This window comes from Pelagibius sp. (genome assembly GCF_028289705.1).
In the GTDB taxonomy this organism is placed as follows: Bacteria; Pseudomonadota; Alphaproteobacteria; order Kiloniellales; family Kiloniellaceae; genus Pelagibius.
This window is the reverse complement of record NZ_JANQOI010000178.1, coordinates 1-15,172: the sequence shown is the minus strand read 5'-3', so window position 1 is coordinate 15,172 and position 15,172 is coordinate 1. Positions and strand designations below refer to the sequence as shown.

Here is a 15,172-nt window from a genome sequence, read left to right as displayed (position 1 = left end):
TCTGCAGTGCGTCAAATCCAAGGCCCCGCATCTCAGCCCTTGGCGGTATCCTGACCGTCCCCGCAAGAGAGATCGGGCGCCGCCATGACCGAGCCGAGGAACCTGTTGAGAAGTCTGCCGCCCGCCGCCGCGGAGGAGGTTTTCGAAATCCTGCTGGAACGCCCGGGGGTGAAGCTGGAGCGCATCGTCTCCCGCGGCCAGACCACGCCGGAGGGCGAGTGGTACGACCAGGACTGGGACGAATGGGTGCTGCTGCTGGCCGGGGCGGCGCGCCTGACCATCGAAGGCGAGGGCGAGACGGACCTGGGCCCGGGCGACGCCCTGCTGCTGCCGGCCCACTGCCGCCACCGGGTGGCCTGGACCGATCCGCTGCGCCCGACGCTTTGGCTCGCACTCCATGTGAAGTCTGAGGAAGGGTCCTGACTCTATTGATATGATATAACTTTTTTCTGACTTAAGTCTCGGCTTCCGCGTCCTTGACCTTGCGGGCGACACGGAAGCACTCCATGGCCTGGGGCACGCCGCAGTAGATGCCCACGACATGGACGATGGCGCGGATTTCCTCCCAGGAGACGCCGTTGTTGCGGGCGCCGCGGCAGTGAATCTCCCACTCGTGCATCTTTCCCAGGGCACCGATCATGGCGAGGTTCATCATGGAGCGGGTCTTGGGCTCGATCGCCGCATCGCCCCAACCGAAGCCCCAGCACCAGGCGGTCATCGCCTCCTGGAAGGGCCGGTTGAAGTCGTCCGCCCCGCCCAGGGTCTTCTCGACGTAGTCATCGCCGAGGGTTGCCTTGCGCTGTTTCAGTCCCTTCTCAAAAAGATCGCCGTCCATCACCCTTCCTCTCACCTCATGTCCCGTCAGTTCAGGCGGATCGCCACGTTCTTGGTCTGCAGATAGTTCCACAGGGCCTCGCGGCCCTTCTCGCGACCATAGCCCGACTTGCCGTAACCGCCGAAGGGCGTTTCCACGCCGCCGGCGTACCACTCGTTGACGAAAACCTGTCCGGCCTTGAGGCGCCGGGCGGCGTCGGTGGCGCGGTCGAGGTCGCGGGTGAAGACGCCGCCCACCAAGCCGTAGTCGGTACTATTGGCCAGGGCGATGGCCTCCTCGTCCGTCGAGAAGGGCATCACCGAGAGCACCGGGCCGAAGACCTCCTCCCGGGCGATGGTCATTTCCGGGGTGACGGCGGTGAAGACCGTCGGTTCGAGGAAGTGGCCGGGGCGGTTCAGTTTGTGGCCGCCGGTGGCGAACTTGGCGCCCTGGCGCTGGGCTTCGCCGCACATCTCCGCCGCCCGGTCGCGCTGTTTCTCCGAGACCATGGCGCCCATGTTGGCGCCGGGCTCCGGGCGCTCGATGCCGGGGCCAACGGAAAGCCCGCGGGCCATGTCGACGATGCCGTCGACCACCGCGTCGTGGATCGACTGGTGCACCAGCACGCGGGACATGGCCGAGCAGACCTGGCCGGCGTTGAAATAGATGCCCCAGCGCACGTTCTCGACGAGGTTGGCGAGGTCGGCGTCGGGATAGACGATGGCGGCCGACTTGCCCCCCAACTCCAGCACGCAGGGGACGACGGTCTCGGCGGCGGCGCGGGCGATGGCGCGGCCCGTGGCCACCGAGCCGGTGAAGACGATCTGATCGACGCCCGGATGGGCGGAGAGGGCGGCCCCGGCCTCCGCGCCCAGCCCGCAGAGGATGTTCACCGCCCCCGGCGGGAAGCCGGCGGCCTCCACGGCCTCGGCGATGAAGCCGTTGGTCAGCGGGTCCAGCTCCGGCGTCTTCACCACGCAGGTGTTGCCGGTGGCGAGCCCTGCCGAGAGCGAACGCGCCGTCATCTCCAGGGGATAGTTCCAGGGAATGATCTGGGCGGAGACGCCGTAGGGCTCGTAGACCGTGAAGTCGAGGTAATTGGCACCCAGCGGGATCGAGCGGCCCTCCAGGGTCTCCGCCTGGTTGCCGTAGTACTCGAAGTAGCGGGCCGCGCCCTCGATCTCGATGCGGGACTCCCACAGAGGCTTGCCGCTTTCCAGGGTGTGGACCGGGGCGATCTCGTCGATGCGTTTCAGCAGGAGCTCGCCGATCCGGCGCACCATGCGGCCGCGCTCGACCGGCCGCAGGTCGGTGAGGGCGCCGCTCTCGTGGCAGCGCCTGGCCGCCTGCACGGCGCGGTCGACGTCGCCGGCATCGGCCAGCGCCTGTTCGGCCAGGGTCTCGCCGGTGGCCGGGTCCTCAATGGCGAGCCGCCCGGCGCCGCCGTCGGCGAAGGCGCCGTCGATGTAGTTGCGCCAGTAGGGCTGTACGTCAGGCGCCATCGATGGCCGCCCGCATCCAACCCTGAAGCGTTGCCAGGGAGTGTTCGGATTTGACGCCGCCGCGGGGATCGATCACCAGCGGCCCGGGGTTGTAGCCGCGGCTGCCCAGCCCGCGCTGCACGGACTCGACCAGATGAATGTCCTCTTCCACGGTGGTGGCGCGGTCCTGCACCGCGAGGCGGCGGATGTCGTCGGAATCGACGCCGTCCACCGTATACCAGCCGCGCCAGACCGTGACCGCGTCCACGGCGCCGGGGCGCCAGTGATAGGTGTTCAGCACGTTGCCGGGATAGACCTGGAAGGAGAACAGCGGCCAGAGGAACCAGGAGGAATAATCGCCGGCGTGTTCGTTGGCCTCGAGATCGATGGCATAGGTCATGCGCTCCAGGTTCTGGCACTGGGTGGTGTGGCGCAGGCAGTGGCCCTGGGGCCGGATGTCATAGGTCTCCGGCTTCACCACCCCGCCGGAGAAGGTCGGGTGGTTGAGCTGGCAGTGGTAGCACTCCGAGTAGTTCTCGACCGAGACCTTCCAGTTGCAGCGCTCCTGGATCTCGACCCACTCCAGCGGCTTCAGGCGTTCGATCTGCGGCACGTAGGCCGAAAGCTCCGCGCGCACGCCCGGAAACCAACTGTCCATCGGCTGCGCCTCGGGGTCGAGGTTGACGAAGAGGAATCCGAGGAAGTCCTCCACCGGTACGGCGGTCAGGCAAATCTCGTTGCGGTCGAAGCCGGGCACGGCGGCGGTGTTGGGGCCGGCGCGCAGGGCACCGCTCAGCTCGTAGGTCCAGGCGTGGTAGGGGCAGACCAGTAGCCGCGCGTTGCCGCTGCCCTGGACCAGTTCGTGGGCGCGATGCTGGCAGACGTTGTAGAAGGCGCGCACCTCGTTGTCCCTGCCGCGCACGCAGAAGAGGCTCTGGCCGGCGATCTCGAAGACGAAGTAGTCGCCCGGCTTCTCGACCTGGGAGGCATGGCCGGCGAACTGCCAGGTCGTGGCGAGGAGATCCCGCTGCTCCGTCCGGAAGATCTCCGGATCGGTGTAGTAGCGGGCCTCCAGCGCGCGGGGCGGGCCGCTCTGCAGGTTCATGACCGTTCTCCCCAGTCGTCGCGGTAAATGCCCAGGCGCTGCCGGCGCCCGTGGAAGCGCTCGATGTTGGCAATGACATCGGGTTTCGCATCGGCGATGACGAAGGCCATCAGGGTTTCGATCAGGGCCAGTGCGGCCACGGTCGAGGGAAAGAACTGCGGCGTGTCGGTCTGCACCACGAAGCCGTGGGCGCTGCCGACAACGATGGGCGAGGCGGGGCTGTCGGAGATGCCGACAATGCGGACGCCCTGGCCGCGGGCGACCTCCACGGCCTCCAGCACCTCGGTGCGGTAGGGCTTGAAGGTCATGGCGAGCAGAACGTCGTCCGGCCCGGCGCGGGCAAGGTCGTCGGCGGCCAGGCTGCCGGCGCGGGGAATGGCCTCGATGGTGTCCACCGCCATGCCGGCCAGATAGGCGAAGTTGCAGGCCAGGCTGTGGTTGACCCCGACCCCCAGCACATAGGTGTGGCGGGCGGCGACGATGGCATCGGCGGCCGCCTTCATGCGCCGCGAGTCCATATCGGCGAAGCTCTGCTCGATATTGGCGATGGCGCTGGCGGCCATGTCGGCGAAGAGCCCGCCGAGCTTGCCGCCCTTGGCCAGGGACTGCAGCCAGCGCGCCCGATCCGGGAAGGCCGCCCGGCCCTTGCGGATGTCCTCGCGGAAGGGGGCGCGGAAGTCGTCATAGCCCTCGAAGCCGACGGAGCGGGCCATGCGCACCAGGGTGTTGGGCTTCACCCCGGCGGCACCGGCAATCTCGCGGATCGAGCTGACGCCGATGTCGTTGGGGTTCTCCAAGACATAGGAGGCCGCCTTGCGCAGCTCCGGCGTCAGGTTCTGCAGCTCCGTCGCCAGCGCCTGCAGCACGGCATCCGGGGCATCCAATTGGATATTTGGTACGGTCATATCATTCATGATTGACTATCGTACAATTGTACAATTACCCTGTCCATCTCATTCTAGCCCCTGGCTAGCCCCTGGAAGACCGGAGGAGGGACATGGTGTCATCCGAAAGCGGAGCCGAGCTGCCGGGCTCGGCGCGGGTGGTCATCGTCGGCGGCGGGATCATGGGCTGCGGCCTTGCCTACCATCTGGCCCATGAGGGCTGGCGCGACGTGGTGCTGCTGGAAAAGGCGGAGCTGACCTCCGGCTCCACCTGGCACGCGGCGGGGCAGATCACCCACTCCACCTCCAGTTTCGCCCTGGGCACGTGCGTCGGCTACAACATCGACCTCTATGCCGGCGCGCTGGAGCGGGAGACCGGCCAGTCGGTCACCTGGCACGGCTGCGGCTCGCTGCGCCTGGCCTACAGCGACGACGAGATGGACTGGCTGCGCCATACCCTGAGCGTCGGCCGGGCGCTGGGTTTTCCCATGGAACTGGTGGGGCCGGAGCGCGTGCGCGCGCTGCATCCGTTCTACAACCTCGATGGTGTCCTGGGTGCGCTGCATACGCCGGAGGACGGCCACGTCGACCCCTCGGGCGTCACCCAGGCGCTGGCCATCGGCGCCCGGCAACTGGGCGTGCGCATCGTCCGGCGTTGCCGCGCCACCGACATCGCGCAGCAGCCGAACGGCGAGTGGCTGGTCTCCACCGAGCGCGGCGACATCCGCTGCGAGCATGTGGTGAACGCCGGCGGCACCTATGCCCGCCAGATGGGCGAGTGGAGCGGGCTGCAACTGCCCATGACCTCCATGACCCACCACTACTTCGTCACCGACAGGGTGCCGGAGTTTCTGGATCTGGATCAGGAACTGCCGGTGGTGCGCGACGACCGTCAGGTCTCAGGCTACATCCGCATGGAGCAGAAGTCCGGCCTCATCGGGATCTACGAGAAGGCGAACCCCAACGCGGTGTGGATCGACCACTGCCCCTGGGAGGCGGAGAACGAGCTCTTCGAGGCGGACTACGACCGGGTCATGCCCTGGCTGGAGGCCGCGATGGAGCGCATGCCGGTGCTGGCCGAACTGGGAATCAAGCGCGACGTACACGGTGCGATCTCCCACCCGCCCGACGGCAATCCGCTGATCGGCCCGGCGCCGGGCGTGCGCAACTACTGGTGCTGCTGCGGCACCCAGATCGGCATCGGTTGGGGCCCCGGACTGACTCGGGAACTGGCGCGCTGGATGGTTCACGGCGCCGCCGACATTTCGATGCGGGAGTTTGACCCGCGGCGCTTCGGGGCCTATGCCGGCAAGGACTGGCAGGTGACCAAGGCGAAGGAAGACTACTGCCTGCGCCACGAGATCCCCTTTCCCCACTTCAACCGCCTCGCCGGGCGGCCGGTCAAACCGAGCCCGCTCTACGACCGGCTGAAGGCCAAGGGCGCGGTCTTCGAGGAGGTCTACGGCCACGAGCGCCCGCGCTGGTTCGCCCGCGACGGCCTTGCCCAGGAGGATCTCTATTCCTTCCGGCGGACCGCGGTCCACGACATGGTCGCGCGGGAATGCGAGGCGGTGCGCCGGCGGGTCGGCGTGATGGACATCTCCGCCTTCACCAAGGTGGAGGTTGCCGGGCCCGACGCGGAAGCCTTCCTCGACCGGCTGGTCGCCAACCGGCTGCCGCGCAAGGTCGGCGGCATCGCCCTGACCCATCTGTTGAACCGCCGTGGCCGCATCGAGATCGAACTCACCGTCGTGCGCCTTGACGAAGACCGCTTCTATCTGGTCTGCGCCGCCTTTTTCGAACAGCGCCTGCTGGACCACCTGCAGCAGACCCTCAAGGACGAGACGGTCGAGGTCGTCAACCGCTCGGAGAGCTGGGCGGCCCTCGCCCTGCAGGGGCCGCGCTCCCGCGAAGTGCTGGCCGCGGCGACGGCGGCGCCCCTCGACAATGCCGGGTTCCGTTGGCTGACGGCGCAGGAGATCGAAATCGGCGGACACCCCGTGTGGGCGATGCGCCTGTCCTATGCCGGGGAACTGGGCTGGGAGATCCACGGCCCCCGCGACTCGCTGCCCGCCGTCTACGACGCCCTCTGGGCCGGCGGCGAAGTCCATGGCATCGCCGACTACGGCTCCTTCGCCATGAACGCCTTGCGCATGGAAAAGGCCTTCAAAGGCGCGGGGGAACTGACCAATGAAGTCACCTTGCCGGAGGCCGATGTGATGCGTTTCGTCAAGTTGGACAAGGGCGATTTTCTCGGGCGTGAAGCGACCCTGGCAAGCCAGGACGGCGCGCGCCCCTGGGTCTGCGCCTACCTGGAGATCGAGGCCGACGGCGACTGCGACGGCCACGGCGGCGAAGCGGTGCTGAAGGATGGTGCCGTGGTCGGCACCACCAGTTCCGTCGCCTACGGCCACAGCGTCGGCACGGTCCTCGCCTTTGCCTATGTGAAACCGGAGGCCGCCGAACCGGGCACTGCCTTGGAGGTGGTGATCCTGGGCACGCCGAGGGCGGCCAGGGTGCTGGACGCCCCGGCCTATGATCCGGAGGCTCTGCTGCCGCGCAGTGACGCGGTGGCGAGCAGCGATGCGGCATGACGGCGCCAGCCCAAATCCCCGAGGTCATGCGCGCCGTGGTGCTCACCGGCCACGGCGATCTGGACAAGCTCGAAGTCCATGAAAACTGGCCGGTGCCGCGTCCGGGCCCGGGCGAGGTCCTGATCAAGGTGCTGGCCTGCGGGCTGAACAACACCGACGTCAACACCCGCACCGGCTGGTACTCCAAAGGCGTCACCGAAAGGACCACGGGCGGCGCCCTGGAGAGCGCCGAGTCCGACGATGCCGCCTGGGGCGGGTCGCCCATCACCTTCCCGAAGATTCAGGGCGCGGATGTGGCCGGCGAAGTCGTCGCGCTGGGCGAGGGGGCGGACCCGGCGCTGATGGGCCGGCGCGTCCTCATCGATCCCTGGCTGCGCGACTGGGACGACCCGCTCAACCAGGACAAGTGCGGCTACTACGGCTCGGAGTGCGACGGCGGCTTTGCCGAGTTCACCAAGGTCGACCAGCGCCAGGTCCATCCCATCGAGAGCGCGCTCGGCGATGCCGAACTTGCCACCTTCGCGACCTCCTCGATGACGGCGGAGAACATGCTGAACCGGGCCGCGGTCGCCAAGGGCGACAGCGTGCTCATTTCCGGCGCTTCCGGCGGCGTCGGCTCGGCCCTCGTCCAGCTCTGCAAGCGCCGCGGCGCGACGACGGTGGCCATGGCCAGCGAGTCCAAGCACGAACAACTCAGGGAGATCGGTTCCGACGCGATCCTGCCCCGCGCGCCGGAGAACCTGAGGGGAGCCCTGCGCCAGGCCATCGGCCGCGACCGGGTCAGCGTGGTCGCCGATGTGGTGGGCGGGGCCTACTGGCCGGCGCTTCTTGACGCGCTGGACCGCGGCGGGCGCTACACCTGCGCCGGGGCCATCGCCGGGCCCATGGTCACCCTGGACCTGCGCACCTTCTATCTGCGCGACCTCACCTTCACCGGCGCCACCATCGTGCCGCCCGGCGTCTTTGCCGATCTGGTCCGCTACATCGAGCGGGGCGAGGTGAAACCGATCCTCGCGGCGCGCTATCCGCTGGCCGAGCTGAGAGAGGCGCAGCGGGCCTTCATCGACAAGCAGCACATCGGCAATATCGTGGTCGTTCCGTGAAGATCACCAGGATCGCGGTCTACCGGATGCGCCTGCCCTATGTCGGTGGGGAATACCGCTGGGGGGCCGGGAACGTTCTCACCGAGGGACGCACGACCGTCGTCGTCATCGACACCGATGCGGGCCTCTCGGGCTGTGGCGAATTCTGTCCCTGCGGCGAGAGCTACATGGAGGCGCATTCCGAGGGAACCGAGGCTGCCGCCCGGCTGCTGGCCCCGGCGCTGCTGGGGGAAGATCCGCGCCAACTGGCCAAGATCGAAGGCATCATGGATGCCACGTTGCGGGGGCATGGCTATGCCAAATCACCCTTCGACGCTGCCTGCTGGGACATCCTGGGCAAGGCGACGGGTCAGCCGGTCTGGATGCTGCTGGGGGGCAGGCTGACGGAGGGCGCGCCGATGTACCGCGTCGCGCCCCAGAAAGCGCCGGAGGCCATGCGCGATGAGATCCTGCGGCACCGGGCCGCCGGTTATCGCCAGTTTCAGGTCAAGGTCGGCGCGGACTGGGCCGGTGACATCGAACGCATTCGTGAAACCGTGCCTGCGCTGCAACCCGGCGAGAGAGCCTTCGTCGATGCCAATCAAGGATGGCGCGTCGATGAGGCGCTGCAGGTGGTCCGCGCCACGCGGCACCTCGACTACATCCTCGAGCAGCCCTGTCAGACCTATGACGAATGCCAGCAGCTTCGAGCCCGCATCGACCTGCCCATGAAGCTGGACGAATGCGTGACCGACATTCGGGTGGCGCAGAAACTGGTCGCGGACAAGGGCGCGGAGATCGTCTGTCTCAAGGTCTCCAAGCAGGGTGGGCTCTCCAAGACGCGGCGCCTGCGCGACTACCTTGTCGACAACCGTGTTCCGGTCCTTGCGGAAGACACCTGGGGCGGCGAGATTTGCTCGGCGGTGGTGGCGCACTTCGCGGCCTCGACGCCGTCGGAGATGCTGGTGAGCACCACCGATCTTCATCGCTACAACACGCGCTCAACCGGGCGCCCGGGACCGGAGACCCGGGACGGCAAGCTCTTTGCGCCGGATGGCCCCGGCCTTGGCGTCGTGCCGGACTTCGAAAGCCTCGGCGAGCCGGTCGCCGTTTACGGGGGCTGAGGTGAGGATCACGCGGCTCACGCTCTGGTCCGTGGCCCTCACCAGCCACGTTCCTTACCTCATGGCCGAGGGCAAGGCCTGCGAAACCGTCGAGACCATGGTTCTGCGGGTCGAAACCGACGCGGGCTTGCAGGGCTGGGGCGAGGTCTGCCCGATCCCCCATTACCTGCCGGCCTACGCCCGCGGGGTTGCGCCCGCGCTGGAGGAGTTGGCGCCCATCCTGTTGGGCGCGGACCCCCGAGGCCCGGAAGCACTCGAACGCGCGATGGCGCGATGGCTCAAAGGGCATCCCTATGCCAAGTCGATGATCGATATCGCCCTCTGGGACCTCACCGGCAAGGCGGCGGGCCTGCCGCTCTACGCCCTGCTCGGCGGCAGGCAGGCGGCGGATCTGCCGCTCTATCACTCGATCACCTGCATCGCGCCGGAAGAGATGGCGCGGATCGCCCGCGAGGCGCAGGCGACCGGCATTGGACAGATTCAGGTGAAACTCGGCGCCGACGACGATTGGCAGGCCGATGTCGCCCGCCTGCGCCTGGTGCGTGAGGCAGTCGGGGTCGGCCCGCTGGTCTACGGCGACTGGAACTGCGGGGCCAGCCGCCTGGAGGCGACCCGCGTCGGCCGCGCCGTCGCGGATCTGGATGTCATGCTCGAGCAGCCTTGCGAAACCCTGGCGGACTGCGCGGCGGTGCGCGCGGCAACCGGCCTGCCGATGAAGATCGATGAAGCCGCCTTCGACGTCGAGAGCCTCCTGCAGGCCCAGCGCCTCGGCTGCATGGATGCGGTGGCGGTCAAGCTCTCCAAGTTCGGTGGCCTGAGCGCGGCGCGGCGGGCCCGCGATCTCTGCTTCCATCTCGGCGCACAGATGTGTATCGAGGATACCTGGGGGTCCGATGTCACAACGGCGGCGGCCCTGCATCTGGCGGCGGCCACCGCAGCGGAGAGCGTGTTGAATGTCTGCGACCTCTCGGGCTATGGGGCCCCGCGCCTCGACCCCGCGGGGCCGATCCGTAAGGCCGGGCGCATCGCACCGCCGGAGGGACCCGGACTGGGCGTGACCCCGGACCCCGAGGTGTTGGGCGAGCCGCTTGCGGTCTTTGATTGAAGGGAGCCATCCGATGAAAGCCGATATCTCGCAAGACGTCTGGATCGAGCGCGCGCAAAAGGTGTTGCCGGCCGGCGGCTTCGGCAACTTCGACCCCAACATCGTGATCCGCGAAGGCCGCGGCGCGCGGGTTTGGGACGAGAACGGCAAGGTCTACGTCGACTACCTCATCGGCTCCGGCCCCATGATGCTCGGCCATGGCAACCCGGAGGTGCTGGAGGCGGCTCAGGAGCAACTCGGCAAGGGCCTGACCTTCTTCGCCAGCAATGCGCGGGGGATCGAACTGGCCGAGGAGATCTGCCGTGCCGTGGCCTGCGCCGAGCAGGTGCGGTTCGTCAGCACCGGCGGCGAGGCGGACATGTATGCCATGCGTCTCGCCCGGGCCCACACCGGCCGCGACAAGATCCTGAAGTTCGAGGGCGGCTATCACGGCATGTCTGCCGAGGCACTGATGAGCCTGGCGCCGACCCGGCTGGAGAACTTCCCCCTGGCGGTGCCGGACTCCGCCGGCATTCCCCAGAGCGTGCGCGACCATATGCTGATCGCGCCCTTCAACGATATCGACTTCCTGCGCGGCCTGATCGCCGAGCACGCCGGGGAGATCGCCGCGGTGATCGTCGAGCCCCTGCAGCGGCTGATCCCGCCGGCGCCGGGCTTCCTGCAAGCGCTGCGCGAGGAGACGGAAAAGCACGGCATTGTCCTTGTCTTCGACGAGGTGGTCACCGGCTTCCGACTCGCCTACGGCGGCGCCCAGGAACACTATGGCGTGACGCCGGACCTCTGCACCCTCGGCAAGGTCATCGGCGGCGGCTTTCCGCTGGCCGCGATCGCGGGCAAGAGCGGGATCATGGCCCACTTCGACAAGGCCAAGGTGGGCGAAGGGGGATTCACTTTCCAGGTCGGCACCCTGAGCGGCAATCCGGTGGCGGCGGTGGCGGGGCTGAAGACCATGGAGGTCCTCAGCCGTCCGGGCAGCTACGAGCGCATCCGCCAGAACGGCGAAACCGTGATGAATGCGCTGAGAGAACATCTTTCCGCCGCCGGCATCGCCCATCAGATCGTCGGCGACCCGGTGCTGTTCGACGTCGTCTTCACGCCGGACCCGGTGGTCGACTATCGCGGCTTCCAGCGCGGCGATATGGACAGGCTGAAGCGCTTCAACATGCTGATGCGCGAGCAAGGGGTGCTGAAGCCCGACAGCAAGTTCTATATCTCCCTGGCGCTGACCGAAGACGATCTGGCCCTGACGCAAGAGGCCATTGCGCATACCGCCAAGCATCTGACAGAGAGCTAGCGCAGTCGCGGATTAGGCGGCCTGTGCGAGGCGCCGATGGGCGTGCCGCGACGCATTCGCTTCTGGGTGGTTTGAAGGACGGCGACATTCCAACCCGCATGCGCGGCTGGGCCGTCGATGCGCTGATTGACGCATATTTGCCACAGGCGCGTGTGCTGCGGGCCGGTGCCGTCAAAACATCAAGAGCTCTAACCGCCGGACAGCCGCGACACCGTGCCGCGCGAGGCCCTTTTGCACGCCCGGTTCGCGCGCGAGCCAGCCTCGGTTCGCCGGGGAAGGCTGGCCGGAGTCTCAGGCCGAATTTAGGTTCTCCTTATATGCTCCCGACACGCCGGAGCGGGTAACCCTAATTCTCAAATCTCGATTGTATTCGGATTGAATTCTTAACCTAAAGTCGTCCTTCCTGAAAGCCTGCGTTAGCCTTCCGTGCAATTTGAGGGGTGCCCAAAAAATGCGATCCATGCTGGAATGCAGGGGGGCTGCGATCAATCAGGATTTCGAGTGCCGACGCGTGCGTCTTGCGTGCCGGCTGGGGATTGATCGGGCCCATTGGGAGCGTTCACGCAGGGCGTTGAGGCGTGTTGAATGGTCAGGGCTGGAGTTGATCCTCAGGCGATTGCCGGCCGAGGCGGGCGTGTTGTCGAGCTGTCGGAAGAAGGCGGCGTCGTCCTCGAGTCCGGATTCCTGTTCTCAGCCGAATTCGTAAGGGTTGGCGACGACCTTCTGCTGCGCGGTGACGATGGCCGCGAGGTGCTGGTGCGCGACTATTTCGCGCAGGACCCGCCGCCGCCCTTGGAGACGGTCGAGGGCGCACGTCTGTTGCCGGAGACCGTCGACGGCCTGGCCATCCCGGAGCATCCCCTTGCCTATGCCCAGGCCGGCACGGTGCAGCTGGCCGAACCCATCGGCCAGGTCAGCACACTGAGCGGTTCGGCGCGGGTCCAGCGGCCGGACGGCACACGCGCCAATCTCTCCGAGGGCGATCCGATCTTCGAGGGCGACGTGGTGTCCACCGGCGTCGGCTCCGAACTCGGCATCCTCTTCGTCGACGACACGGTCTTCTCCCTCTCCGCCAACGCGCGGATGGTGATCAACGAGCTCATCTACAATCCCAGCAGCACCGCCAACAGCATGGGGATCTCCCTGATCCAGGGCACCTTCGTGTTCATCACCGGCAAGGTGGCGCCCAGCGGCGGGATCGACGTGGAAACCCCGGTGGGCACCATCGGCATCCGCGGCACCACGGTGGGCGTGCAGATTGCGACCTTCGGCGGACGGACGCAGATCGCCAACCTGACCAATCCGGAGACCGGGGAACTCGGCAGCTTTACCTTCAGCAACGATGTCGGCGACGCCCTCTTTACGCTTGCAAACCACTTTCTCGACGTCAGCAGCGCCACCGTGGATCCGGGCGTTCCTTCGGTGGCCTCCGGCCAGGCGATCGCGAGGGAATTCGGGCGCGCCTTGAACAGGGCGGTGGAGGTCCAGCGCTCCGTCAGCCAGGACCAGCCGGAGGAACCCGAGCAGCAGGATCCTGACGAGACCCAAGAGGCCGAACTCGAGGTGGATCAGCTTCAGGCGGTTCTGGAAGAGGCTGGCCTGACGCAGGAGCAGATAGAGGCGCTGCAAACCGAGGCGCCGATCGAGACGGCAGCCGGCCCGCAACAGGGACAATCAGGCGCACCGTCCATCAGCCAGGGCAGCAGTCTGGGCGGCAGCCTGCAGACGGAGGCGGTGAGCGATGACCTGGAGGGGGTCGAAGAACTCGTCGACGGCGGCGAGACGCCCTCCGGTCTGGAACCGGCTCCGCCCACCGAAGGCGTCACAACCGCGCCGCCGGTAGAGACGGTCGAGGAGGAGACCGAACCGCCGCCCCCGCCCAGCAATGCGCCACCGACAATCACCGCCGGTGGGGGCGCGGTCCTGGAAGGCGGGCTTGTGGGACTCGGCCCGGCGGTGATGACGGCGAGCGATGCGGAGACCAGCGATCCGGCCCAACTGAACTACACGGTGACGGCGGTCAGCAACGGGCTGCTTGTCTTGGCCGTTGGCGAGAACTTCCAAGTCGTCTTCAGCTTCACGCAGGCCGACCTCGACAACGGCCTCGTGTTCTTTGCCCACGACGGCAGCGAGACCACGAACGCCGGGTTCACCGTCACCGTTTCCGACCCGGATGGCGGCGTCTCCGCGCCGGTGGCGATCCCGATGACCGTCACGCCGGTCAACGACGCGCCCGTCCTGGGTAACAACAGTCTCAATGTGGGTGAAGGCCAGACGGTGACGCTGACGGCCGAGAACCTCAGCGCGACGGATGCCGACAACGATGATGCCGGCCTGGTCTTCACCGTCAGCAACGTCACCGGCGGCCAGTTCGAGTTGCGCGGCGGCGGATTCCAGGAAGAAGGCGGGATCAGCGCGCAGCAGGCGGCCGTCACCTCCTTCACCCAGCAGCAGGTTCTGGATGGCGACATTGTCTTCGTCGACGACGGGGACGAGGTTCCGCCGAACTACAGCGTCTCGGTGAGCGACGGCGAGGCATCGACCGATCCGGCGGCGGCTGAGATCACCTTCAACTCCGAGAACGACCCGCCGGTGGCCGGGGACGACGGCGGGGATGGCTTCGTCACCGACGAGGACAGCGCCTTCACCACGACGAGCGTCCTGGGCAACGACAGCGACCCGGAGGAAGACCCGCTGAGCGTGACGGAGGTGAACGGCAACGCCGTGACCGTCGGCCAGCAGGTCACGCTGGGCTCCGGGGCGCTGCTGACGCTGAACGCCGACGGCAGCTTCGACTACGACCCCAACGGCCAGTTCGAGGGCCTCGGGGCCGGGGACTACGGCGAGGATGTCTTCACCTACAGGGTCTCCGACGGCAACGACGGGAGTGACACGGCGACGGTGAGCATCACCGTCAACGGCGTGAACGACCCGCCGCTGGCTGGGGACGACGGCGGAGCGGGTTTCGTCACCGACGAGGACAATGCCTTCACCACGGCCAGCGTTCTGGGCAACGACAGCGACCCGGAAGGGGACCCGCTGAGCGTGACGGAGGTGGACGGCCAGGCGATCTCCGTGGGCGAGCAGATCACGCTGGGCTCCGGTGCGCTGCTGACCCTGAACGCCGACGGCAGCTTCGATTACGACCCCAACGGCCAGTTCGAGAGCCTGGGAGACGGGGACTACGGCGAGGACATCTTCGAGTACCGGGTCTCGGACGGTAACGAGGGCAGCGACACGGCGACGGTGACTATCACCGTCAACGGGGTGAACGCCCCGCCGCTGGCCGGGGACGACGGCGGGGCGGGCTTCGTCACCGACGAGGACAGCGCCTTCACGACGTCCAGCGTTCTGGGCAACGACAGCGATCCGGAAGAGGACCCGCTGAGCGTGACGGAGGTGGACGGCCAGGCGGTCTCTGTGGGCCAGCAAGTCACGCTCGGCTCCGGTGCGCTGCTGACATTGAACGCCGACGGCAGCTTCGATTACGACCCCAACGGTCAGTTCGAGGGCCTCGGGGACGGGGATTACGGCGAAGACATCTTCGAGTACCGAGTCTCCGACGGCAACGAGGGCAGCGACACGGCGACGGTGAGCATCACCGTCAACGGGGTGAACGACGCCCCGGTCCTGGTCAACAACAGTCTGACCGTGGGCGAGGGCCAGACGGTCACACTGGACGGCGACGA

General features: G+C 67.5%; 11 protein-coding genes. 7 read left to right on the top strand and 4 right to left on the bottom strand.

What is annotated here, in order from left to right:
- Nucleotides 1–84: 84 nt before the first annotated feature.
- Complete coding sequence (locus Q0996_RS22375) at nucleotides 85–423, top strand: cupin domain-containing protein (RefSeq protein WP_299625289.1); 339 nt, start codon at nucleotides 85–87, stop codon at nucleotides 421–423.
- Between the two features lie 31 nt (nucleotides 424–454).
- On the opposite strand, the gene Q0996_RS22370 is transcribed toward Q0996_RS22375, so the two are convergent.
- From Q0996_RS22370 to Q0996_RS22355, 4 genes are read right to left on the bottom strand one after another with little or no spacing between them, the layout of a single operon-like run.
- A complete protein-coding gene (locus Q0996_RS22370) occupies nucleotides 455–835 on the bottom strand; it encodes a carboxymuconolactone decarboxylase family protein (RefSeq protein WP_299625286.1) in 381 nt (126 codons plus the stop codon).
- Between the two features lie 26 nt (nucleotides 836–861).
- Nucleotides 862–2,316: an aldehyde dehydrogenase family protein gene (locus Q0996_RS22365; RefSeq protein ID WP_299625283.1), complete on the bottom strand. Its 1,455-nt coding sequence runs from the start codon at nucleotides 2,314–2,316 to the stop codon at nucleotides 862–864.
- Entirely contained in the window at nucleotides 2,306–3,400 is a 1,095-nt protein-coding gene (locus tag Q0996_RS22360; protein WP_299625280.1) for an aromatic ring-hydroxylating dioxygenase subunit alpha, read from the bottom strand. Before Q0996_RS22360 ends, Q0996_RS22365 begins: the two co-directional genes overlap by 11 nt.
- On the bottom strand, nucleotides 3,397–4,305 hold the full coding sequence (locus Q0996_RS22355; protein ID WP_299625277.1) for a MurR/RpiR family transcriptional regulator: 909 nt from the start codon (nucleotides 4,303–4,305) through the stop codon (nucleotides 3,397–3,399). The genes Q0996_RS22360 and Q0996_RS22355 overlap by 4 nt, the downstream gene beginning before the upstream one ends.
- A gap of 92 nt (nucleotides 4,306–4,397) precedes the next feature.
- Between Q0996_RS22355 and Q0996_RS22350 the strand changes: the two genes are divergently transcribed.
- The 6 genes from Q0996_RS22350 to Q0996_RS22325 all read left to right on the top strand — a co-directional run.
- Complete coding sequence (locus Q0996_RS22350) at nucleotides 4,398–6,878, top strand: FAD-dependent oxidoreductase (RefSeq protein WP_299625274.1); 2,481 nt, start codon at nucleotides 4,398–4,400, stop codon at nucleotides 6,876–6,878.
- Complete coding sequence (locus Q0996_RS22345; protein WP_299625271.1) at nucleotides 6,875–7,981, top strand: alcohol dehydrogenase family protein; 1,107 nt, start codon at nucleotides 6,875–6,877, stop codon at nucleotides 7,979–7,981. The genes Q0996_RS22350 and Q0996_RS22345 overlap by 4 nt, the downstream gene beginning before the upstream one ends.
- Nucleotides 7,978–9,084 (top strand): mandelate racemase/muconate lactonizing enzyme family protein, encoded by a 1,107-nt coding sequence (locus tag Q0996_RS22340; RefSeq protein ID WP_299625268.1) that lies wholly within the window; start codon nucleotides 7,978–7,980, stop codon nucleotides 9,082–9,084. The genes Q0996_RS22345 and Q0996_RS22340 overlap by 4 nt, the downstream gene beginning before the upstream one ends.
- A gap of 1 nt (nucleotide 9,085) precedes the next feature.
- A complete protein-coding gene (locus tag Q0996_RS22335; RefSeq protein WP_299625265.1) occupies nucleotides 9,086–10,189 on the top strand; it encodes a mandelate racemase/muconate lactonizing enzyme family protein in 1,104 nt (367 codons plus the stop codon).
- Nucleotides 10,190–10,202: 13 nt separating this feature from the next.
- Nucleotides 10,203–11,483, top strand: a complete 1,281-nt coding sequence (locus tag Q0996_RS22330) for an aspartate aminotransferase family protein (protein WP_299625262.1) — start codon at nucleotides 10,203–10,205, stop codon at nucleotides 11,481–11,483.
- A 585-nt stretch (nucleotides 11,484–12,068) separates the two neighbouring features.
- Nucleotides 12,069–15,172: Ig-like domain-containing protein (locus tag Q0996_RS22325; RefSeq protein WP_299625259.1), on the top strand; the 3,104-nt coding region annotated here is incomplete at its 3' end.